Source organism: Pseudoalteromonas sp. NGC95 (assembly GCF_015864705.1).
GTDB classification, from domain to species: Bacteria; Pseudomonadota; Gammaproteobacteria; order Enterobacterales; family Alteromonadaceae; genus Pseudoalteromonas; species Pseudoalteromonas arctica.
The window spans coordinates 187,296-203,301 of the sequence record NZ_JADYWR010000007.1 but is presented as its reverse complement, the minus strand read 5'-3'; the positions used below and the strand labels follow the sequence as shown (position 1 = coordinate 203,301).

Annotated in this window: 12 protein-coding genes; 7 read left to right on the top strand and 5 right to left on the bottom strand. The window is 39.6% G+C overall.

Annotation, left to right across the window (positions count from 1 at the left end; genetic code table 11):
- Positions 1–165: 165 nt before the first annotated feature.
- A complete protein-coding gene (gene udp / locus I6E70_RS08925; RefSeq protein WP_007582384.1) occupies positions 166–921 on the bottom strand; it encodes a uridine phosphorylase in 756 nt (251 codons plus the stop codon).
- Positions 922–1,375: 454 nt separating this feature from the next.
- Between udp and I6E70_RS08920 the strand changes: the two genes are divergently transcribed.
- The 7 genes from I6E70_RS08920 (at position 1,376) to I6E70_RS08890 (ending at position 11,498) form a co-directional block, all read left to right on the top strand.
- Entirely contained in the window at positions 1,376–2,485 is a 1,110-nt protein-coding gene (locus I6E70_RS08920; RefSeq protein ID WP_007582386.1) for an arginase family protein, read from the top strand.
- Between the two features lie 129 nt (positions 2,486–2,614).
- On the top strand, positions 2,615–3,304 hold the full coding sequence (locus I6E70_RS08915) for a transporter substrate-binding domain-containing protein (protein WP_007582387.1): 690 nt from the start codon (positions 2,615–2,617) through the stop codon (positions 3,302–3,304).
- A 148-nt stretch (positions 3,305–3,452) separates the two neighbouring features.
- The gene (locus I6E70_RS08910) at positions 3,453–4,754 is read left to right on the top strand and encodes a hemolysin family protein (RefSeq protein WP_007582388.1); all 1,302 of its coding nucleotides are present in this window, start codon (positions 3,453–3,455) and stop codon (positions 4,752–4,754) included.
- A gap of 289 nt (positions 4,755–5,043) precedes the next feature.
- Positions 5,044–6,213 (top strand): efflux RND transporter periplasmic adaptor subunit, encoded by a 1,170-nt coding sequence (locus I6E70_RS08905; RefSeq protein ID WP_010553970.1) that lies wholly within the window; start codon positions 5,044–5,046, stop codon positions 6,211–6,213.
- Positions 6,214–6,225: 12 nt separating this feature from the next.
- Positions 6,226–9,360: an efflux RND transporter permease subunit gene (locus tag I6E70_RS08900; RefSeq protein ID WP_007582390.1), complete on the top strand. Its 3,135-nt coding sequence runs from the start codon at positions 6,226–6,228 to the stop codon at positions 9,358–9,360.
- The gene (locus I6E70_RS08895) at positions 9,357–10,775 is read left to right on the top strand and encodes an efflux transporter outer membrane subunit (RefSeq protein ID WP_197188547.1); all 1,419 of its coding nucleotides are present in this window, start codon (positions 9,357–9,359) and stop codon (positions 10,773–10,775) included. Before I6E70_RS08900 ends, I6E70_RS08895 begins: the two co-directional genes overlap by 4 nt.
- Before the next feature lie 96 nt (positions 10,776–10,871).
- The gene (locus tag I6E70_RS08890) at positions 10,872–11,498 is read left to right on the top strand and encodes a TetR/AcrR family transcriptional regulator (RefSeq protein WP_007582392.1); all 627 of its coding nucleotides are present in this window, start codon (positions 10,872–10,874) and stop codon (positions 11,496–11,498) included.
- A gap of 66 nt (positions 11,499–11,564) precedes the next feature.
- Here I6E70_RS08890 and I6E70_RS08885 read toward each other — a convergent pair whose 3' ends face one another.
- From I6E70_RS08885 to I6E70_RS08870, 4 genes are read right to left on the bottom strand one after another with little or no spacing between them, the layout of a single operon-like run.
- A complete protein-coding gene (locus I6E70_RS08885; RefSeq protein ID WP_007582393.1) occupies positions 11,565–12,677 on the bottom strand; it encodes a HupE/UreJ family protein in 1,113 nt (370 codons plus the stop codon).
- Positions 12,674–13,699 (bottom strand): hypothetical protein, encoded by a 1,026-nt coding sequence (locus tag I6E70_RS08880; protein ID WP_007582394.1) that lies wholly within the window; start codon positions 13,697–13,699, stop codon positions 12,674–12,676. Before I6E70_RS08880 ends, I6E70_RS08885 begins: the two co-directional genes overlap by 4 nt.
- 53 nt (positions 13,700–13,752) lie before the next feature.
- A complete protein-coding gene (locus tag I6E70_RS08875; protein WP_197188546.1) occupies positions 13,753–14,262 on the bottom strand; it encodes an Ig-like domain-containing protein in 510 nt (169 codons plus the stop codon).
- 11 nt (positions 14,263–14,273) lie between these two features.
- The gene (locus I6E70_RS08870; RefSeq protein WP_197188545.1) at positions 14,274–15,866 is read right to left on the bottom strand and encodes a DUF4331 domain-containing protein; all 1,593 of its coding nucleotides are present in this window, start codon (positions 15,864–15,866) and stop codon (positions 14,274–14,276) included.
- Between the last annotated feature and the right edge of the window lie 140 nt (positions 15,867–16,006).

Below are 16,006 nucleotides of genomic sequence, written 5' to 3'. Positions count from 1 at the left end.
AATATCGAGAGCATTAGAAAGTTGCATAAAAAAATCCGAATTCTACAAAAGAATTCGGATTCTTACATACCTAGAAGATCGTTCAAGTGCTATTAACTAATTCTTAAATGATCGGCATTACAGCCAGAGCTGTGCTTTATAATTTCACTATTAATATAACCTATATTAATCAAGTAATACTTTAGCTGCTTCTAATACTACTGCTACAGATTTACGCTCAATTTCACCGTGGTCTACATTTGGTATTTCTTGGCGAGTGCGATTAACAAGTACGCCGGCAACACATGCTGCTTGTAAACCAAGGGCTGCACACATAGTAAATAATGTTGCTGATTCCATTTCGTAGTTCATCACGCCCAGTTTTTGCCACTCTTCGCAGCTACCTTGTAGTGATTTAGGAACGTAACCAGAATGCGTATCGTAACGCTCTTGTCCTGGATAAAATGTATCGCTTGATGCAGTAATACCAATATGAAAATCGATATTTAAGTTTTTACATGCTTGTACCATAGCTTGTGTTGCATAAAAGTCAGACACAGCAGGGTAGCTAAGAGGAGCAAAATGCTGGCTTGCACCGTCTAAACGTACAGACGCTTGGCTAATTAAAATTTCGCCTTCGTTGATATGTGGCTGAATCGCACCTGTTGTACCAATACGTAAAAATTTACGCACGCCAAGTTGTGCTAATTCTTCTACTGCAATCGACGTAGATGGACCACCAATACCCGTAGAACAAACAACCACCGAATGGCCGTTTAGTTGACCTAAGTAAACATGAAACTCACGAGTTTGAGCAAGGCAGGTTGGGTTGTCTAGGAATTGTGAAATGCGTGCAGCACGATCTGGATCGCCCGGTACAATCGCAAGTTTTGCACCTTTAAGATCGTCAATACATAGTCCTAAGTGAAATACCTTTTCCATAGCTAAGCCTTTTTATAATAAATTGTGTCAATCTAGCATCATTGCTAGAAACGTTTATCAAGTACAGGACGATTGTCCGTTTTATCTTAACTCCTCCAATTAAGTCTTAATAATTTTAAGGATTAATTTGATTTATTCATCAACTATGAATATTCAATCAAGTGCTTATACAAGTAGCCTTGTTGTGCTGTTGACATGTTCAAGCAGACATAATAAGTATCAACCAAGCGCGTAACTACAATTAAATAGTTTATGGTAAATATTTATTAATATTAAATTAATTCAATAGTTTAAGTTTTTATTAAACACGTAAAAGATAACGTGTTTATTTATATTAGGCACAGACTTATTTAGCAAAGTGGAATTTATTTGAAGTTTAGGCACTTTTGGTGATTTTGCATAACTAATCAAAAGTAATTAGCTACGTACAGAATAAAAATCGAAGGAGTTTATTATGAGCACACAATTTGAAGCATTTAAAAACAAAGTTGAGCACTGTTTGTGCGCACCAGGTGATGGCGTATACACAGTAAATACTGCAAAGGAGCGCAAAGCCGCACTGCGTAATAAACTTTATGGACAAACTGAAAACGTTGATAATTTGTGGCGCGAGTCTTTAAATGAATTACCAAATTCTCCACATAAAGCCGTTATGTTAGGTATTAGCTCAGACTGTGGCGGTGGTATTTTACGCGGTGCAAACTGGGGGCCACTGTTTGTGCGCTCAGCTTTAATTGATCAGCAACCGCAGTGTCACTCGTTTGATTTAGGCGATGTACGTGTAATCCCACATTTACTTCATGATAAATACCTAAATGATGCAACCATTTCTAATTGCCAAAAAGCCCTATACGGTAATGAAGATAACGACTACTACGTAAGCCCATTATCAATCACTGAGGATGTATGCGACAGCTTTTACGCAACATTTAAAGATAAAGGGATATTTGGTATTGGTGGCGATCACTCAATTAGTTACCCACTTACCAAAGCCTACTTAAAAGCAAAACGTGAGCAAGGTAAGCGTACCGCTATTATTCACTTTGACGCGCATACCGATTTACTTGTTGAGCGCCTAGGCATAGATTTATGTTTTGGCTCGTGGTGTACGCATATTTTAGAGTTTTTACCGGCGCCACATCATTTAATACAATTTGGTATACGCTCAAGTGGTAAGCCTAAAGCGCACTGGGAAAGTACCTTTGGCGTTAAGCAACATTGGGCACATGAAATCATTGAGCGCGGCGCAGCGGCGGTTGCTGCCGACGCTATTGCACAATTAAAAGCTGATAACGTTGATGAAGTATACGTAAGCTTTGATATTGATGCGCTTGATGCAGAGTTTGCATCTGCCACAGGTACGCCAGAACATAATGGTTTAACACCACAGCATGCGCTTGATATTTTATCAGCCATTGCGGATGAGTTTCCGATTACGGGTGCGGATATGATGGAAATAGCGCCATTTACCGACAGCTCTTTAGTGGGCCAATCAAGCTCTGAAACGACACTTAGAGAAGGCGCTAAAATTTCAGCCTTTTTAATTAGTGCGATGAACAAGTAAGCTGTAGGAGCTATAAATACTAGCACTATCAGCGTATAAGTGTGCATTACATGACTAAAAACTAGCAGTTCATAAAGCCTCAGCTATATTTATTAAATACTTATAATGAGTTAGTTGAGGCCTTGCTGAATGAAATTATTGATCTTTTTATTGTTCATTAGCTGTATTAAAGTTGATGCAACTGAAATCACAATAGTAACGGAAGTATTTCCAGACTTTCAGTATCTCAATGAAGATAATAAACTCGTTGGCCGCTCTGTCGATAAAGTTCATAAAGCGCTAGAAGGTACTGGTATAAAATACACTATGTTGGCGCATAGTTGGGCCATATCTTACAATGCAGCGCTACGCGATAAAAATACCTGTATATTTTCAATTGTTCGATTACCTAATAGAGAAAGTAAGTTTAACTGGGTAGGTGAACTGGAAAGCTTTGATTCAGCCATTTATGGTCTAAAATCTAGAGGTATAAAGTTAAATACTCTCAATGATGCTAAAAAATATAAAATAGCAGTACTGCGTGATAACTTTAGTCATCACTATTTGCTTGAGAGAGGCTTTAGTGAGAACAAGCATTTATTACTCATCGATAGCCTAGATAAAATAGATAAACTCATAAGCACTCGTCACCATATACTTGATTTTGTTATCCTCAACAAAAAGCAATTTAACTACCGAGTTAAAACAGAGCCTAGGCTTGAGCTACTCGAGCCATTACTAAATCTAAATACAGCTCAATCTCCATTATTTTTTGCTTGTAATATAAATATGGATCCGGCCTTAGTTGTTCAATTAAAAGTCGCCTTTAAAGGCAATTAAACAGTTTAAAAAAAGTGTTTAATCAATGTAACCTCATGAAATTAAATTACTTTGATATATTTTATAAATATAAATTGCCGCATTTTAAAAACCGATTATAATCCAGCTGCTTTTTGTTTAAAAAAGCACTAACTTTTTGGAGCGTTAAATGGGTGATTTAATCGGGATTAGCTTATTGATCTTGATCAGTGCGTTGTTTGCTATGTCAGAAATAGCAATTGCAGCGTCGCGTAAAATAAAACTGCGAGTAATGGCAGATGAAGGGAATATAAAGGCAGCAGCGGTACTAAAGCTACAAGAAAATCCAGGGGCTTTTTTTGCCATGATCCAAATAGCACTCAACGCGATTGCGATATTGGGTGGTATTGTGGGCGAGCAGGCCTTATCGCCTTATGTTGAAAGTGTGTTGGTATTGTTTTATCAAGGTGCGCATTTAGAAAAAATTAGCTTTTTATTCTCGTTTTTTACTATTACATCCTTGTTTATATTATTCGCCGATTTAATGCCAAAGCGTTTAGCGATGATCATGCCAGAAGCGGTCGCTGTTAGAGTGGTTACAATAATGCGCTGGGTTACCTTTGCATTAACCCCGCTGGTGATGTTTTTTAATGGTGTCACTAACTTTGTGTTGCGCTTATTTAAAGTACCCGCTGAGCGAGAAGACAATGTGACAACAGAGGACATTGTTGCCATGATGGAAGCAGGTGCTGCATACGGTAGTTTGCAAAAGCAAGAATATGAACTCATTGGCAATGTGTTTGACCTCGAAGCGCGATTTTTATCAAGCGTAATGACGCCACGCGACCAAATTGTATATTTTGATTTAAACGAATCTAGCCATGATATTGCGACTAAAATTATTGACCATCCTCATAACCACTTTTTAGTGGTGTCAGGAAATTTAGATAAGTTGCATGGCTCTGTTGAATCTAAAGATATTTTACGACAAGTACTAAAGGGCGAAGCCGCCAATATAAACGATGATCTCATTGATAAAGATGTTTTTTACTTACCCGAAACATTAAGCTTATCTGAAGCTTTAAATGCGTTTAAAAGTGCAGCAAAACCATTTGCTGTTGTCGTAAACGAATATGCGCTTTCGGTGGGTATTGTAACGGTAAAAGATTTAATGAAAGGGTTTATGGGTGATTTAATCACTCATCAAGGCGACGAATTAATCATAGAACGCGATAAAAATTCATGGCTTGTAGATGGCTTAACCCCAATTACCGATTTAGCAAAAGTACTTGATATCGAAGAATTTCCTGATCAGATGCACTATGAAACGGTCGCAGGTTTTTTAATTTACAATATGAAGCGAATACCTAAACGCGCGGAGCATTTAACTTTTTCAGGTTTTAAGTTTGAAGTTGTTGATGTAGAAGGAATTAGGGTAGAGCAGTTGTTAGTTTCAAGGGTTATTAACCCGCAGAGTGCTAATATCCTTTAAAATAAGGTGTGTGCTTTAGTTTTTATACAAATAGCCAAGCTGTATTTGCTTGGCTTTTTTGTGTCTGTTAAAAACTTCGTTTCTAAAATGGGATATTATTTCAATATGTTAAGTTGTTTTATTTTCATACAGTCTTGATTCTATTTTCTTCTAATTAACATTAAATGCAACCTAAGACGTATATTGTACTGAGGAGTGTAAGTTTGTGTAAATTTCTTCTAATTAAGATTCATTATCAGCGCGTTTTAATTTAGAATGATCGTTCACTCTAAACTAAAAGGTATTTAACATGCAGCGTTCCCGCATCGCTTTATTTGTATTGTCAGCCCTCGTCGGTTCTGTTGCTTTAACTGGTTGCGATCAGGCTGCTGAGCAGTCACAAGCTTCAGCTCCTAAAGCTGTACCAGTGGGTGTACTTACATTAAAAAGCCAAGCGCTTACTCTCAAAAAAGAACTTCCTGGTCGTATCAGTGCATTTCAAATTGCTGAAATTCGCCCACAAGTAAGTGGTATTGTGCAATCTCGTTTATTTGTTGAAGGTAAAGAGGTTAAACAAGGCCAGGCTCTGTATCAAATAGACCCTGCGACATTTGAAGCAGACTTAGCAGCAAGTGAAGCAAGTGTTGCACGTGCTCAGGCGAGTATTTCAAGTAGTAAAGCTAAAGCATCTCGTTTTAGCGAGCTTTTAAAAATAAAAGCGGTAAGTCAGCAAGACTTTGATGAAGCAGATGCTGCATACAAACAAGCAAAAGCAGAATTATTAACGGCTAAAGCGCAGTTAAAATCGGCGCAAATTAACCTTGATTACAGCCATGTGTCGTCACCAATTAGTGGTCAAATTAGTAAATCAAGCGTAACTGTAGGTGCACTAGTTAGTGCTAACCAAAGTACTGCACTTGCTACAGTGACTCAGTTAGATCCAATTTATATCGATTTAACACAATCAAGTAATGAGCTTACCAAACTTAAAAAAGCAATATCATCAGGTGCTCTAAGTGTTGATTCGACTAGCCAAACTGACGTTGAACTTATTATGGAAGATGGCTCTGTTTATCCTCATAAAGGCACATTGCAGTTTTCTGAAGTGACAGTTGATCCAAGTACTGGCTCAGTAATACTACGTGCTAAATTTTCAAACCCAGAAAAATTATTACTGCCAGGCATGTATGCCCGAGCTTCTATTGTGGAAGGTGTTAAGGCGGGTGCTATTTTAGCTCCGCAACGTGGTGTTAGCCGTAATTCAAAAGGCGAACCAACAGCAATGGTTGTCAGCAAAGACAACACAGTAGAAAGCCGCGTATTAAAAGTAGATAGAACTATTGGTTCTGATTGGCTTGTTACTGATGGCTTAATGGATGGCGATAAGTTAATAGTTGAAGGTTTACAAAAAATCCGCCCTGGTGCACCAGTGAATCCATCTGAAATTCAATCGTCTACTAAAGCCGATCAAGCGCAATAACGGAGAGTTTTAATGTCACGATTTTTTATCGATAGACCGATATTTGCTTGGGTACTCGCTATTGTAGTGATGCTTGCAGGTATTTTGGCGATTAGGAGTTTACCTATTTCGCAGTATCCTTCAATTGCACCACCTGCAGTGAGTATTACTGCAACGTACCCTGGTGCATCTGCACGTACACTTGAAGATACGGTAACGCAAGTTATTGAGCAAAAAATGAAAGGACTTGATGGCCTGCTTTATATGTCATCTACGTCTGAGTCGAGTGGTTCTGCTACGCTTACACTTTCATTTAGCGCTGAAACTGACCCTGATATTGCACAAGTTCAAGTGCAAAATAAACTAGCGACAGCGACTCCACTATTACCAGAAGCCGTTCAAAGGCAAGGTGTTGTAGTTGCAAAGTCAGCGCGTAACTTTTTGATGGTTTATGCTTTTGTGTCTAAAGATGGCAGCATGACCAATATTGATATTGGCGATTATGTTTCATCAAACGTGCAAGATATTGTCTCGCGTGTTGAAGGCGTAGGTGAAGTGCAGCTGTTTGGTTCTCAGTACGCGATGCGTATTTGGTTAGACCCTTCAAAGTTACAAAATTATAAGCTTACACCTGCTGATATTAGTGCATCAATTAGTGCGCAAAATGCACAAGTATCTGCCGGTCAACTTGGCGGTATGCCTGCCGTTGATGGTCAGCAACTTAATGCAACAGTAACGGCTCAAAGTCGATTACAAACGCCAGAGCAATTTGAACAAATATTGGTTAAAACCAATCCAGATGGCTCTTTTGTACGTCTAGAGGACGTTGCTAGAGTAGAGCTTGGCGGTGAAAGCTACCGCGTTGTTGCTCGTTACGATGGACAACCGGCATCAGGATTAGGTATTAAATTAGCCAGTGGTGCTAACGCACTTGATACTGCCGCTGGAGTTAAAAAAGCAATTGAAGAGCTAAAACCGTTTTTCCCTGAAGGGTTAGATGCTGTTATACCTTACGACACAACGCCGTTTGTATCGTTATCTATCGAAAAAGTTATTCACACTTTAATTGAAGCTGTTGTACTTGTTTTTGTAGTTATGTATTTGTTCCTACAAAACTTTAGGGCAACACTTATACCAACAATAGCAGTGCCAGTGGTTTTACTAGGTACGTTTGGTATTTTATACACCTTTGGTTATTCAATAAATACGCTAACGATGTTTGCGATGGTACTTGCCATAGGGTTATTGGTAGATGACGCAATCGTTGTTGTAGAAAACGTTGAGCGCTTAATGACCGAGGAAAAACTCTCGGCACTTGAAGCTACGCGTAAATCGATGGATGAAATTAAAGGCGCGCTGGTAGGTATTGCCATGGTGCTTTCTGCGGTATTTATCCCAATGGCATTCTTTAGTGGCTCTACCGGTATTATTTATCGTCAGTTTTCTATAACACTGGTATCGGCGATGGGGTTATCTGTTTTAGTTGCTCTTATTTTAACGCCTGCATTGTGTGCAACGCTTTTAAAACCAAGCCATGTACATAACAATGAGACGTTATTTGGCCGATTTTTTACAGGCTTTAACCGTGGTTTTGATAAAACAAATTCAGGTGCACAAAGCTTTGTAGGCCGTATGCTTACACACTCTAAACGCTACTTACTTATTTATGGCGTGATTGTGGGCGGTATGGTTTATGTATTCTCAAGCTTGCCAACGGCATTTTTACCTGACGAAGACCAAGGTATTTTGTTTAACCAAGTTTCATTACCGGCAGGCTCTACAACACAACAAACGCTTGAGGTTGTTAAGAAGGTAGAAAATCACTTTTTAAACGATCAATCTGAAGCTGTGAATGGTATTTTTACCGTTACTGGTTTTAGTTTTGCAGGCTCTGGCCAAAACTCAGCAATTGCCTTTGTTAACCTTAAACATTGGGATGAGCGTCAACGTGACGAGTTATCTGTTCAAGGTGTTGCAGGTAAAGCGATGGGCTACTTTTCAACGATAAAAGAAGCGTTTGTGTTTGCATTCCCGCCACCTGCAATTGTTGAACTGGGTACTGCTAATGGCTTCAATATTTTCTTACAAGACCGTGTAGGCCTTGGCCATGACGCACTTTTGGCGGCACGAAATCAGTTATTAGGTTTAGCAAGCCAAAGTCCAATTTTAGCGGGCGTACGTCCAAATGGACAAGAAGATATGCCAGAACTACAACTTGATACAGATTTGGCAAAAGCCGAAGCGCTTGGCGTGTCGCAAAACGATATTAACAGTACACTTTCGACAGCATGGGGTAGTAGTTATGTGAATGACTTTATTGACCGTGGTCGAGTTAAAAAAGTGTATATGCAAGGTGATGCACAATCGCGCATGGTGCCTGAGGATCTAAATAAATGGTATGTGCGCAATGACAATGGCGATATGGTGCCGTTTTCAGCGTTTGCTAGTGCCTACTGGACGTATGGTTCGCCACGTTTAGAGCGTTACAATGGTTTTTCAGCAATGGAAATTCAAGGTAGTGCAGCGCCGGGTTACAGTACAGGCCAAGCAATGGATGAAATGGAGCGTTTAGTTAAACAATTACCTAATGGTATTTCGTCTGAGTGGACCGGTATTTCATTCCAAGAGCGCTCAAGTAGTGGTCAAGCACCTTTACTATATGGCTTATCGCTATTGTTTGTATTTTTATGTTTAGCTGCACTTTATGAAAGTTGGTCGGTACCGTTTGCGGTAATGATGATTGTGCCACTGGGTATATTTGGTGCAATTATGGCAGCGCTAGGCGGTGGCTTATCTAACGATATTTACTTGCAGGTAGGCTTGTTGACCACCATTGGTTTGGCATCTAAAAATGCGATACTGATTGTAGAGTTTGCGATTCATAAAATGGATGATGGGCTTGGCTTAGTTGATGCGGCTATTGCAGCTGTACGCTTACGTTTACGTCCAATACTTATGACTTCGATGGCCTTTATTTGTGGTGTTTTACCGCTTGCTATTGCCTCAAGTGCGGGTTCTGGTGCGCAAAATGCGTTAGGTATTTCGATTATTGGCGGCACACTCGCATCATCAATATTAGTTGTTGTATTTGTACCGTTGTTCTTTGTGTTAGTTCGCCGTGTATTCCCTGGTAAAACTAACGAGACAACAAAGGAGAGCGCAGAATGAGCATTAAAACATTCAGCCTAAGTGCAATTGCTTTATTGGTGCTAAGTGGTTGTCAATTAGCGCCAGAGCAAAAAGACCTTGCTCTACCAGTATCTGATGCTTATGCATCAGGTACTGAGCAAAGCGCTGCGCAGCAATTAAATTGGCAGCAGTTTTTTAATGATGAAAAGCTACAAACCTTAATTACGCAAAGCCTTGAGCACAATAAAGACATGCAAATTGCAGTGCTTAATGTGCAGCGTGTTCGTGGTTTGTATCAAATCGAAGATTCTGCTTTGTATCCGTCGCTTGATTTAAATGCTTCTGGTACGCGCCAGCGTTTACCGGCTGATTTGTCGGGTACTGGCGATGCAGCTATTAGCTCGCAATACAGTGCAACAGTGGGCATTACGTCTTACGAGTTAGATATTTGGGGCAAAGTACGCAATCAATCAGCGCAAGCACTCCAAAATTTATACTCTACAGAGCTTAGCCAATACAGTACGCAGGTGTCTTTAATTTCAGAGTTGGCAAATGCGTGGCTTAGTTACGCGACGGACTTACAACTGCTAGAGCTTGCAAAAGAAACGCTCACCTCTCAGCAAGAGTCATTATCGCTTACGCAAAAAAGTTTTGATTTAGGTGCAACTTCTTCAATTACCCTTGAGCAGCTTAGAAGTACAGTTGCTACAGCAAAAGTAGACATAGCAACGTACAAACGTTTGTTAAAGCGTGATAAAAGTGCCCTAGATTTATTAGTGGGTAAATCTGTTTCAGCTGATTTACTGCCTAGTAAAGACCTGACTAACTTGATCAGTATGCCAGAAGTGCCGGTCGGTTTACCGTCTGACCTGTTATCGCAACGCCCTGATATTAAAGCCGCTGAGCATTTAATGCTTGCTGCAAATGCCAATATTGGTATTGCACGTGCAGCGTTTTATCCAAGTATTAGCTTAACAGCCAATGCCGGGTCTGCTTCAAGTGATTTAAGTGGCTTGTTTGATTCAGGCTCGGGTACATGGAGTTTTGTGCCGTCAATTAGCCTACCTATTTTTAATATGGGACGTAACCAAGCAAATCTTGATGTAGCAAAAGCTGATCAAGAAATTGCAGTGGTTACTTATCAGCAAAAAATTCAAAATGCGTTTCGCGAAGTTGCCGATGCACTTGCTGATAGAGAAGGTTACCAAGAGCAATTAAGTGCCCTTGATATGCTTATAAGTAGCCGACAAATCACATTTGATTTATCAAAAATGCGTTACGAAAAAGGCGCAGATAGCTACTTGCAAGTACTTGATGCTCAGCGTACGTGGTACGGCGCGCAGCAACAGTTAATTTCGGGTCAGCAAGCGTATCTTGCAAGCCAAATTAACTTGTACAAAGCGCTTGGTGGCGGATGGAACGTAACCAGTGAAACAGCTCAGGAAGAGAAATAATATTTGCGGCTTTTAAAGCCGCATTACATATTTATATAGCGAGACTATTTATAGCTCTTGCTTTACTGAGTTTATGACTTGGTAGTGGAGTTGAACATGAAGCCTAAAGCAAAAAGGCAAACAGATCCCGCGATAGCACTGGCTAGGCGCGAACAAATACTAACAGCTGCTGCAGAGTGTTTTCGCCGAAAAGGTTACCACGGTGCAGGCATGGCTGAAATATCTAAAACGGCAGGGATGAGTGCGGGCCATATTTATAATTACTTTGAAAGTAAAGAAGCCATTATAGAAAGCATTATTGAAAAAGACATGGAAGAAATGTTTTCTATCTTCCAACAGTTTGAAGATCACCCAGGTGATGTTTTAGCAGCTCTTTTAGATGGCTTAAACATTGGTGTGCAAAGGCACATGGACACAGGGGCATGTGTAGTTGATTTAGATATGATGGCTGAAGCAGGTCGAAATGTTAAAGTAGCTTCATTGCTACGTGATATGGATACTCAAGCACGCGGGCGCATGAGACAGCTTTTAACTAGCGAGCGAAGTGCGCTCAAAGACATTGATGAGCTTGAACTTGAAAGTCGAATTAATGTTATTTTTTCGATGATGGCAGGGTTATTACTTAGAAAGTTACTCTACCCAGAGTTAACCGAAGAAACAGTACTAATAGCGCTTCGCCCGGCGATGAAAACATTACTGATGCCATTTGATAAAGCGCAGTAACGCTCAAAATAAATAACCAAAAGTAAGCTAGCCAATACTTTGGCTAGCTTTTTTATTTTAGTCTATTTAAAATCGCTCGATTGACCACTGAAGTGCAATGATTGCGATAGCAACGGAGCCCATTGGCATTAACCACTTTTTATACCAAGTGTAGTGTCGTACATAAATGAGTATTGGTAAGGCTACTAGTAAGATACTAAGTTGACCGATTTCGACGCCTAAATTAAACGCCAATATACTAAGCAGTTGATAGTCGCTCGACAAGCCAAGCTCGCCAAGTACGCTCGCAAATCCCATCCCATGTAGTAAACCAAAAGCAAAAGTAAGCCAACCTAAACGAAGTACCAACGGCCACACATTATTTAATGCTGCAAATAAAACCGATATAGCAATTCCAAGCTCTACCCAGCGGCTATTTGGTGAGACTAAGTTCATAGCTGTTGCGGTAAGCGTAATAGAGTGCGCAAGCGTAAACGCGGTTACTATCCATGCTGTGTGTTTAATAATTTGTTTTTTAGAGCTAATACCTTGCCATGCTTTATCGCTGCGTTTTAAAACACAGGTAAGTAACAGGGCGATTAAAAATAAAATATGATCAATACCAATCCAAATATGTAAAACACCCTGATACACGTATTGATTAAACGTACTTAAATAACTTGTTTGCTCAAAGCTGAACGTTTGTTGTGCCTCGTTGATATTAAATACACGAGATACACCGTTTATATTTACGATGGATTTATGATTGGCATCGGTATTAAAAAAAGCAGAATAAGAAAGAGAAATTGCTTCATTGTCATCACAACTAAACAGCAGCGGAATAACCAAATAAGGCTGATTAAAATGGTTATCTAGCTGATAGATACCTTCACTTTTTAAAGGGCATGATTGCGCGTTTTGCGTGATATTTAAATTTTCTTCAATGAAGTTATTAATTGAGCTGCGTTTTGCTTTTATTTCTGTCCACGAAATTTGCCCGTTTTTATCTAAATCCAGAGGAACTGCGTGCTCTAAGTCGGCTATATTAATTTGCCAGGTACCCGTGTATTGGTTTTTGTTGGTGTCGTTATTGTTCTCGCTATTTAAGGTTATATAACTTGTACTTAGTTGATGGGCAAAGCTGTAAGTTGAAAAAATGCACAGCATTAAAGTGAGTATAAATAGATAAGGCGTTTTCATAGTGTGTCTCGTTGCATCGCTTTTGCTTGAATAAGTAATTGCTCATCGGTGCTCATTTTAGCCTGTTGCCAATTAATATGAGCCCAGTAAAGTGCTTTTTCGCGATTTGGTTGTACATCAAGGTAATATTTAGCTAAGTCACTTGCATGAAAAGAATCTTTGCGAAGCTCTCGTAGTGTAACTCTTTGCGCCATTGTATTTTGCCATTTTTTATCGCGTTTATTTAGTTTTTTTTCTGCGATTGAAAGTCTTAGCAAAATAGCATCCTCTAAATTACTTTTATCAGGAAGCAGTACGCTTAATGTATTTAATACTTGTTGTGGTTGATTTAGAGCAATTTGAATATCGGCCCATAAAACAATTAGGCTCACAGGGGCTTGAACTAAATCTACACTTTGTAAGTGAGACAATGCTTGTTTGTAGTTATTTAAACGATAGCTCATTTCACTTAAAACATGGTTTGTAGCTAGGCTAGTTTGATTATTATTTATAATTTTTACTAATGCTTGGTAGCTGTCTAAAACGCTTTCATGTTGGCTTTGTACATCGAGTACACAGGTGCTAGCAGTAATAGTGCTTACTTGCCCAATTAAGGCTACGCAGTGTTTTTTTGCTTGTGCGAACTTACCTTGAGTCATAAATATATTGGCTAGCAATAAATGGCTATTACTATGCTGTGGCTCTTTAATCAAAACGTTGTTAGCAATATCAATAGCTTCGTTGAAAAGGTGCTCTTTTTGTAAAACGCGAGCATATAAGTAACCAATTTGAGATGAGGGTGTTTGTTTATATAGCTGGGCTAAACGGGTTTTAAGTAGCCCCTGTAAGCGCTCTGTTTGGCCGGCATATTGGCTGTTAGTGACTAATGTATTTATCTCGTCAACAGAGAGGGAAGCACTAAGCGTTGAATTACTTTTAGCAATAACTGCATCATCTTTTGGGGTAAAAGGCGCAGCGCTTAACGCAAGGGGTGTTAGGCATAAAGTAATAAATGCGACGGACTTAAAAATTGATAAATGCATTATAAATATCCTTTGAAAAAAGCCATCCATGGCCTGTCAGCTTAATTACTTGGTTAGTTACCGTTTGTTGAAATTAATCCATCAACATCGGTATCGGTGTTTGTAAACACCCGACCGTTAACAGTTAACGGCTCTGCATTTGGGGCTTGATTAAATGCATCGGTTGCAAATTGAGCAAAGTCGACTTGTAGTGTGTCAATTGTAATGTTCACTGTTGCAGTTACTTGCGAATTAACGCCATCACTTACACCAAACATAAAACTATCTGAACCTGTCACTTCTTTATTCGGTGTGTAGGTAAAGTTACCATCGCTATTAACGGTAACAGTTCCAAGAGTTGGCTCACTTGTTAACGAGTAAGTCAGTGAATCGCCATCATTGTCGGTTGCGCTAAGCATATCGGTAATGCTTACTTCAGTTTGTGTAGCTAGTATTGCATCACTTGCTGTAGGCGCTGTGTTTACAACCGGAGTAGGCTGTTTTTTATCATCATCGCTACTACATGCTCCCAATGTTAATGCACTGAGGAGAACACAAATATGGGTAGTTTTTAAATTACGCATTATTTTACTCCTTATTTAGAGCCAGCAAGCGGTGTTGCAAGGTATGGGAATGATGAATCCATCATTGTTGCATCAATAGGTGCGCCGTCTGTAAATGGCACTGTGCCTGTATTAGCATCCTCTGGTGCACAAAGTCCTAAATCAGTGTCTTCACCATTTACAGGAATAGGATGACATAAACGACCCATCACAACACGAAGTGCAATATCAACCACATCATCACCCGGGCGACGACCATTTGGGAAGCCGGCTAAATCATTACCCGCTACACCAAATGCAGATTGATCAGCTTGCGCTGTTGCTGCAATGCCTGTATTTAAACGTAGCATTTCTGAAGGTGTTACAGTTGCTTGTTGATTAACGCCTGCAAAACCTGTTAAAAATGCAGTGATTAAATCAGTACGCGGGAAGTTTGTGGGTGCCAGTGTTTCTAAGTTTGCGCCAAGGGTCGTATTAACAGCATCTTTAAACAAAATGTTTAATAACTCTGGTAGTGCTGGATGAGATACATAATCTAAAAATTGTGCATCATCTTTAGGGTGAGCAGTAGAGAATGTGTCTTTGTCTTTAATGCCAATTACAAGCTCGTTTACAAGCGGGCTACCCAAGCGTGAAACTTGTGTTAAAGCACCACCATTAACGGCGTTATTAGCAAATTTAGCATTAGGGTTTAATACGCGAGCTTGAGGTAGGCTTGCTGTTGTCCACGAACCTATTACGCCGTTACCTTCACCAACAATACAGCTCTTAGGTATTTCGATAGCAATTGATGTTACGTTTTTATCTGCAAGGTCGTCGTTATCAGCTGATTGTGTTATACCACCTGGAAAACCACCGCCGTCACCAGCACCAGGGGCGCTATCACCCTCTACAGGTACATAGTTAACTAAATCAAATGTTTTACCTAGGTTAACTACAAATGGGTCTTTACGTTGTCCTACAAAAACTTGTGCCATGCTTTCACAGTTAGGAATTGAAACCTGATACACAAATTGGTCAGCGTAAGTTTGGTAATCGCTCATTGAACCAAATGTTTTATTGCCCACATAATCAAGTGGTTTAGAAAATGTACTTGAGTTTGATGCTGTGTTGTTTAATACCGTTGTTTCGCCAGTACGCTGCGCGCCGCTAATCATGCTCATTGTGTATGATTCACTAAAATTTGCAGCGCTGTCATCACCGGCAGATACACCGCCTACATTTTTAAGCGGTACAGACACGGTGCGTTGATTACCTTCAGGTCCAACAGTTAATTGCACACCTTGGTTATCATTAGGAAGCATGCTTTTAAAGTTAAACGCAAATGTAATATCTTCAACAGCATCGCCGTCGTTATCTATATGAATGCTGTAGGTAGCATCTGGGTCCATTGCAAAGTAATTAGGACCGCCGTATGCATCTTGCAGCGGGATATAGTTAGCAATTAATGTTACAAAATCATCACGACCTTGCTCGTAACTATTAAATACATAAAAATCGGTTGAATCTAAAGTCGGGAAACGGCTTATATTTGGCGCTTCTCTGTGGCTTGATGCTTCACTTGGTGCACTTACAAACGTACTACATATTACTACTGCGAGTATTGATGGAGTTAAAGCTTTCATGACTTTGTCCTTTAGTTTTGATTGAAGTCATAGCTAATAACGGGGCAGGATTTAAATTGGATGCAAAAAAGTTAAATTATTTTTATTTATTGTTAATAAAGTTTTGAAGAAGGTTGGCTGCTTTATGTAAGCAGCCAACT

Excerpts from the sequence above, each read along its gene's own strand:
- udp (WP_007582384.1), bottom strand. The coding sequence starts at position 921 with ATGGAAAAGGTATTTCACTTAGGACTATGTATTGACGATCTTAAAGGT.
- I6E70_RS08920 (WP_007582386.1), top strand. The coding sequence starts at position 1,376 with ATGAGCACACAATTTGAAGCATTTAAAAACAAAGTTGAGCACTGTTTG.
- I6E70_RS08915 (WP_007582387.1), top strand. The coding sequence starts at position 2,615 with ATGAAATTATTGATCTTTTTATTGTTCATTAGCTGTATTAAAGTTGAT.
- I6E70_RS08910 (WP_007582388.1), top strand. The coding sequence starts at position 3,453 with ATGGGTGATTTAATCGGGATTAGCTTATTGATCTTGATCAGTGCGTTG.
- I6E70_RS08905 (WP_010553970.1), top strand. The coding sequence starts at position 5,044 with ATGCAGCGTTCCCGCATCGCTTTATTTGTATTGTCAGCCCTCGTCGGT.
- I6E70_RS08900 (WP_007582390.1), top strand. The coding sequence starts at position 6,226 with ATGTCACGATTTTTTATCGATAGACCGATATTTGCTTGGGTACTCGCT.
- I6E70_RS08895 (WP_197188547.1), top strand. The coding sequence starts at position 9,357 with ATGAGCATTAAAACATTCAGCCTAAGTGCAATTGCTTTATTGGTGCTA.
- I6E70_RS08890 (WP_007582392.1), top strand. The coding sequence starts at position 10,872 with ATGAAGCCTAAAGCAAAAAGGCAAACAGATCCCGCGATAGCACTGGCT.
- I6E70_RS08885 (WP_007582393.1), bottom strand. The coding sequence starts at position 12,677 with ATGAAAACGCCTTATCTATTTATACTCACTTTAATGCTGTGCATTTTT.
- I6E70_RS08880 (WP_007582394.1), bottom strand. The coding sequence starts at position 13,699 with ATGCATTTATCAATTTTTAAGTCCGTCGCATTTATTACTTTATGCCTA.
- I6E70_RS08875 (WP_197188546.1), bottom strand. The coding sequence starts at position 14,262 with ATGCGTAATTTAAAAACTACCCATATTTGTGTTCTCCTCAGTGCATTA.
- I6E70_RS08870 (WP_197188545.1), bottom strand. The coding sequence starts at position 15,866 with ATGAAAGCTTTAACTCCATCAATACTCGCAGTAGTAATATGTAGTACG.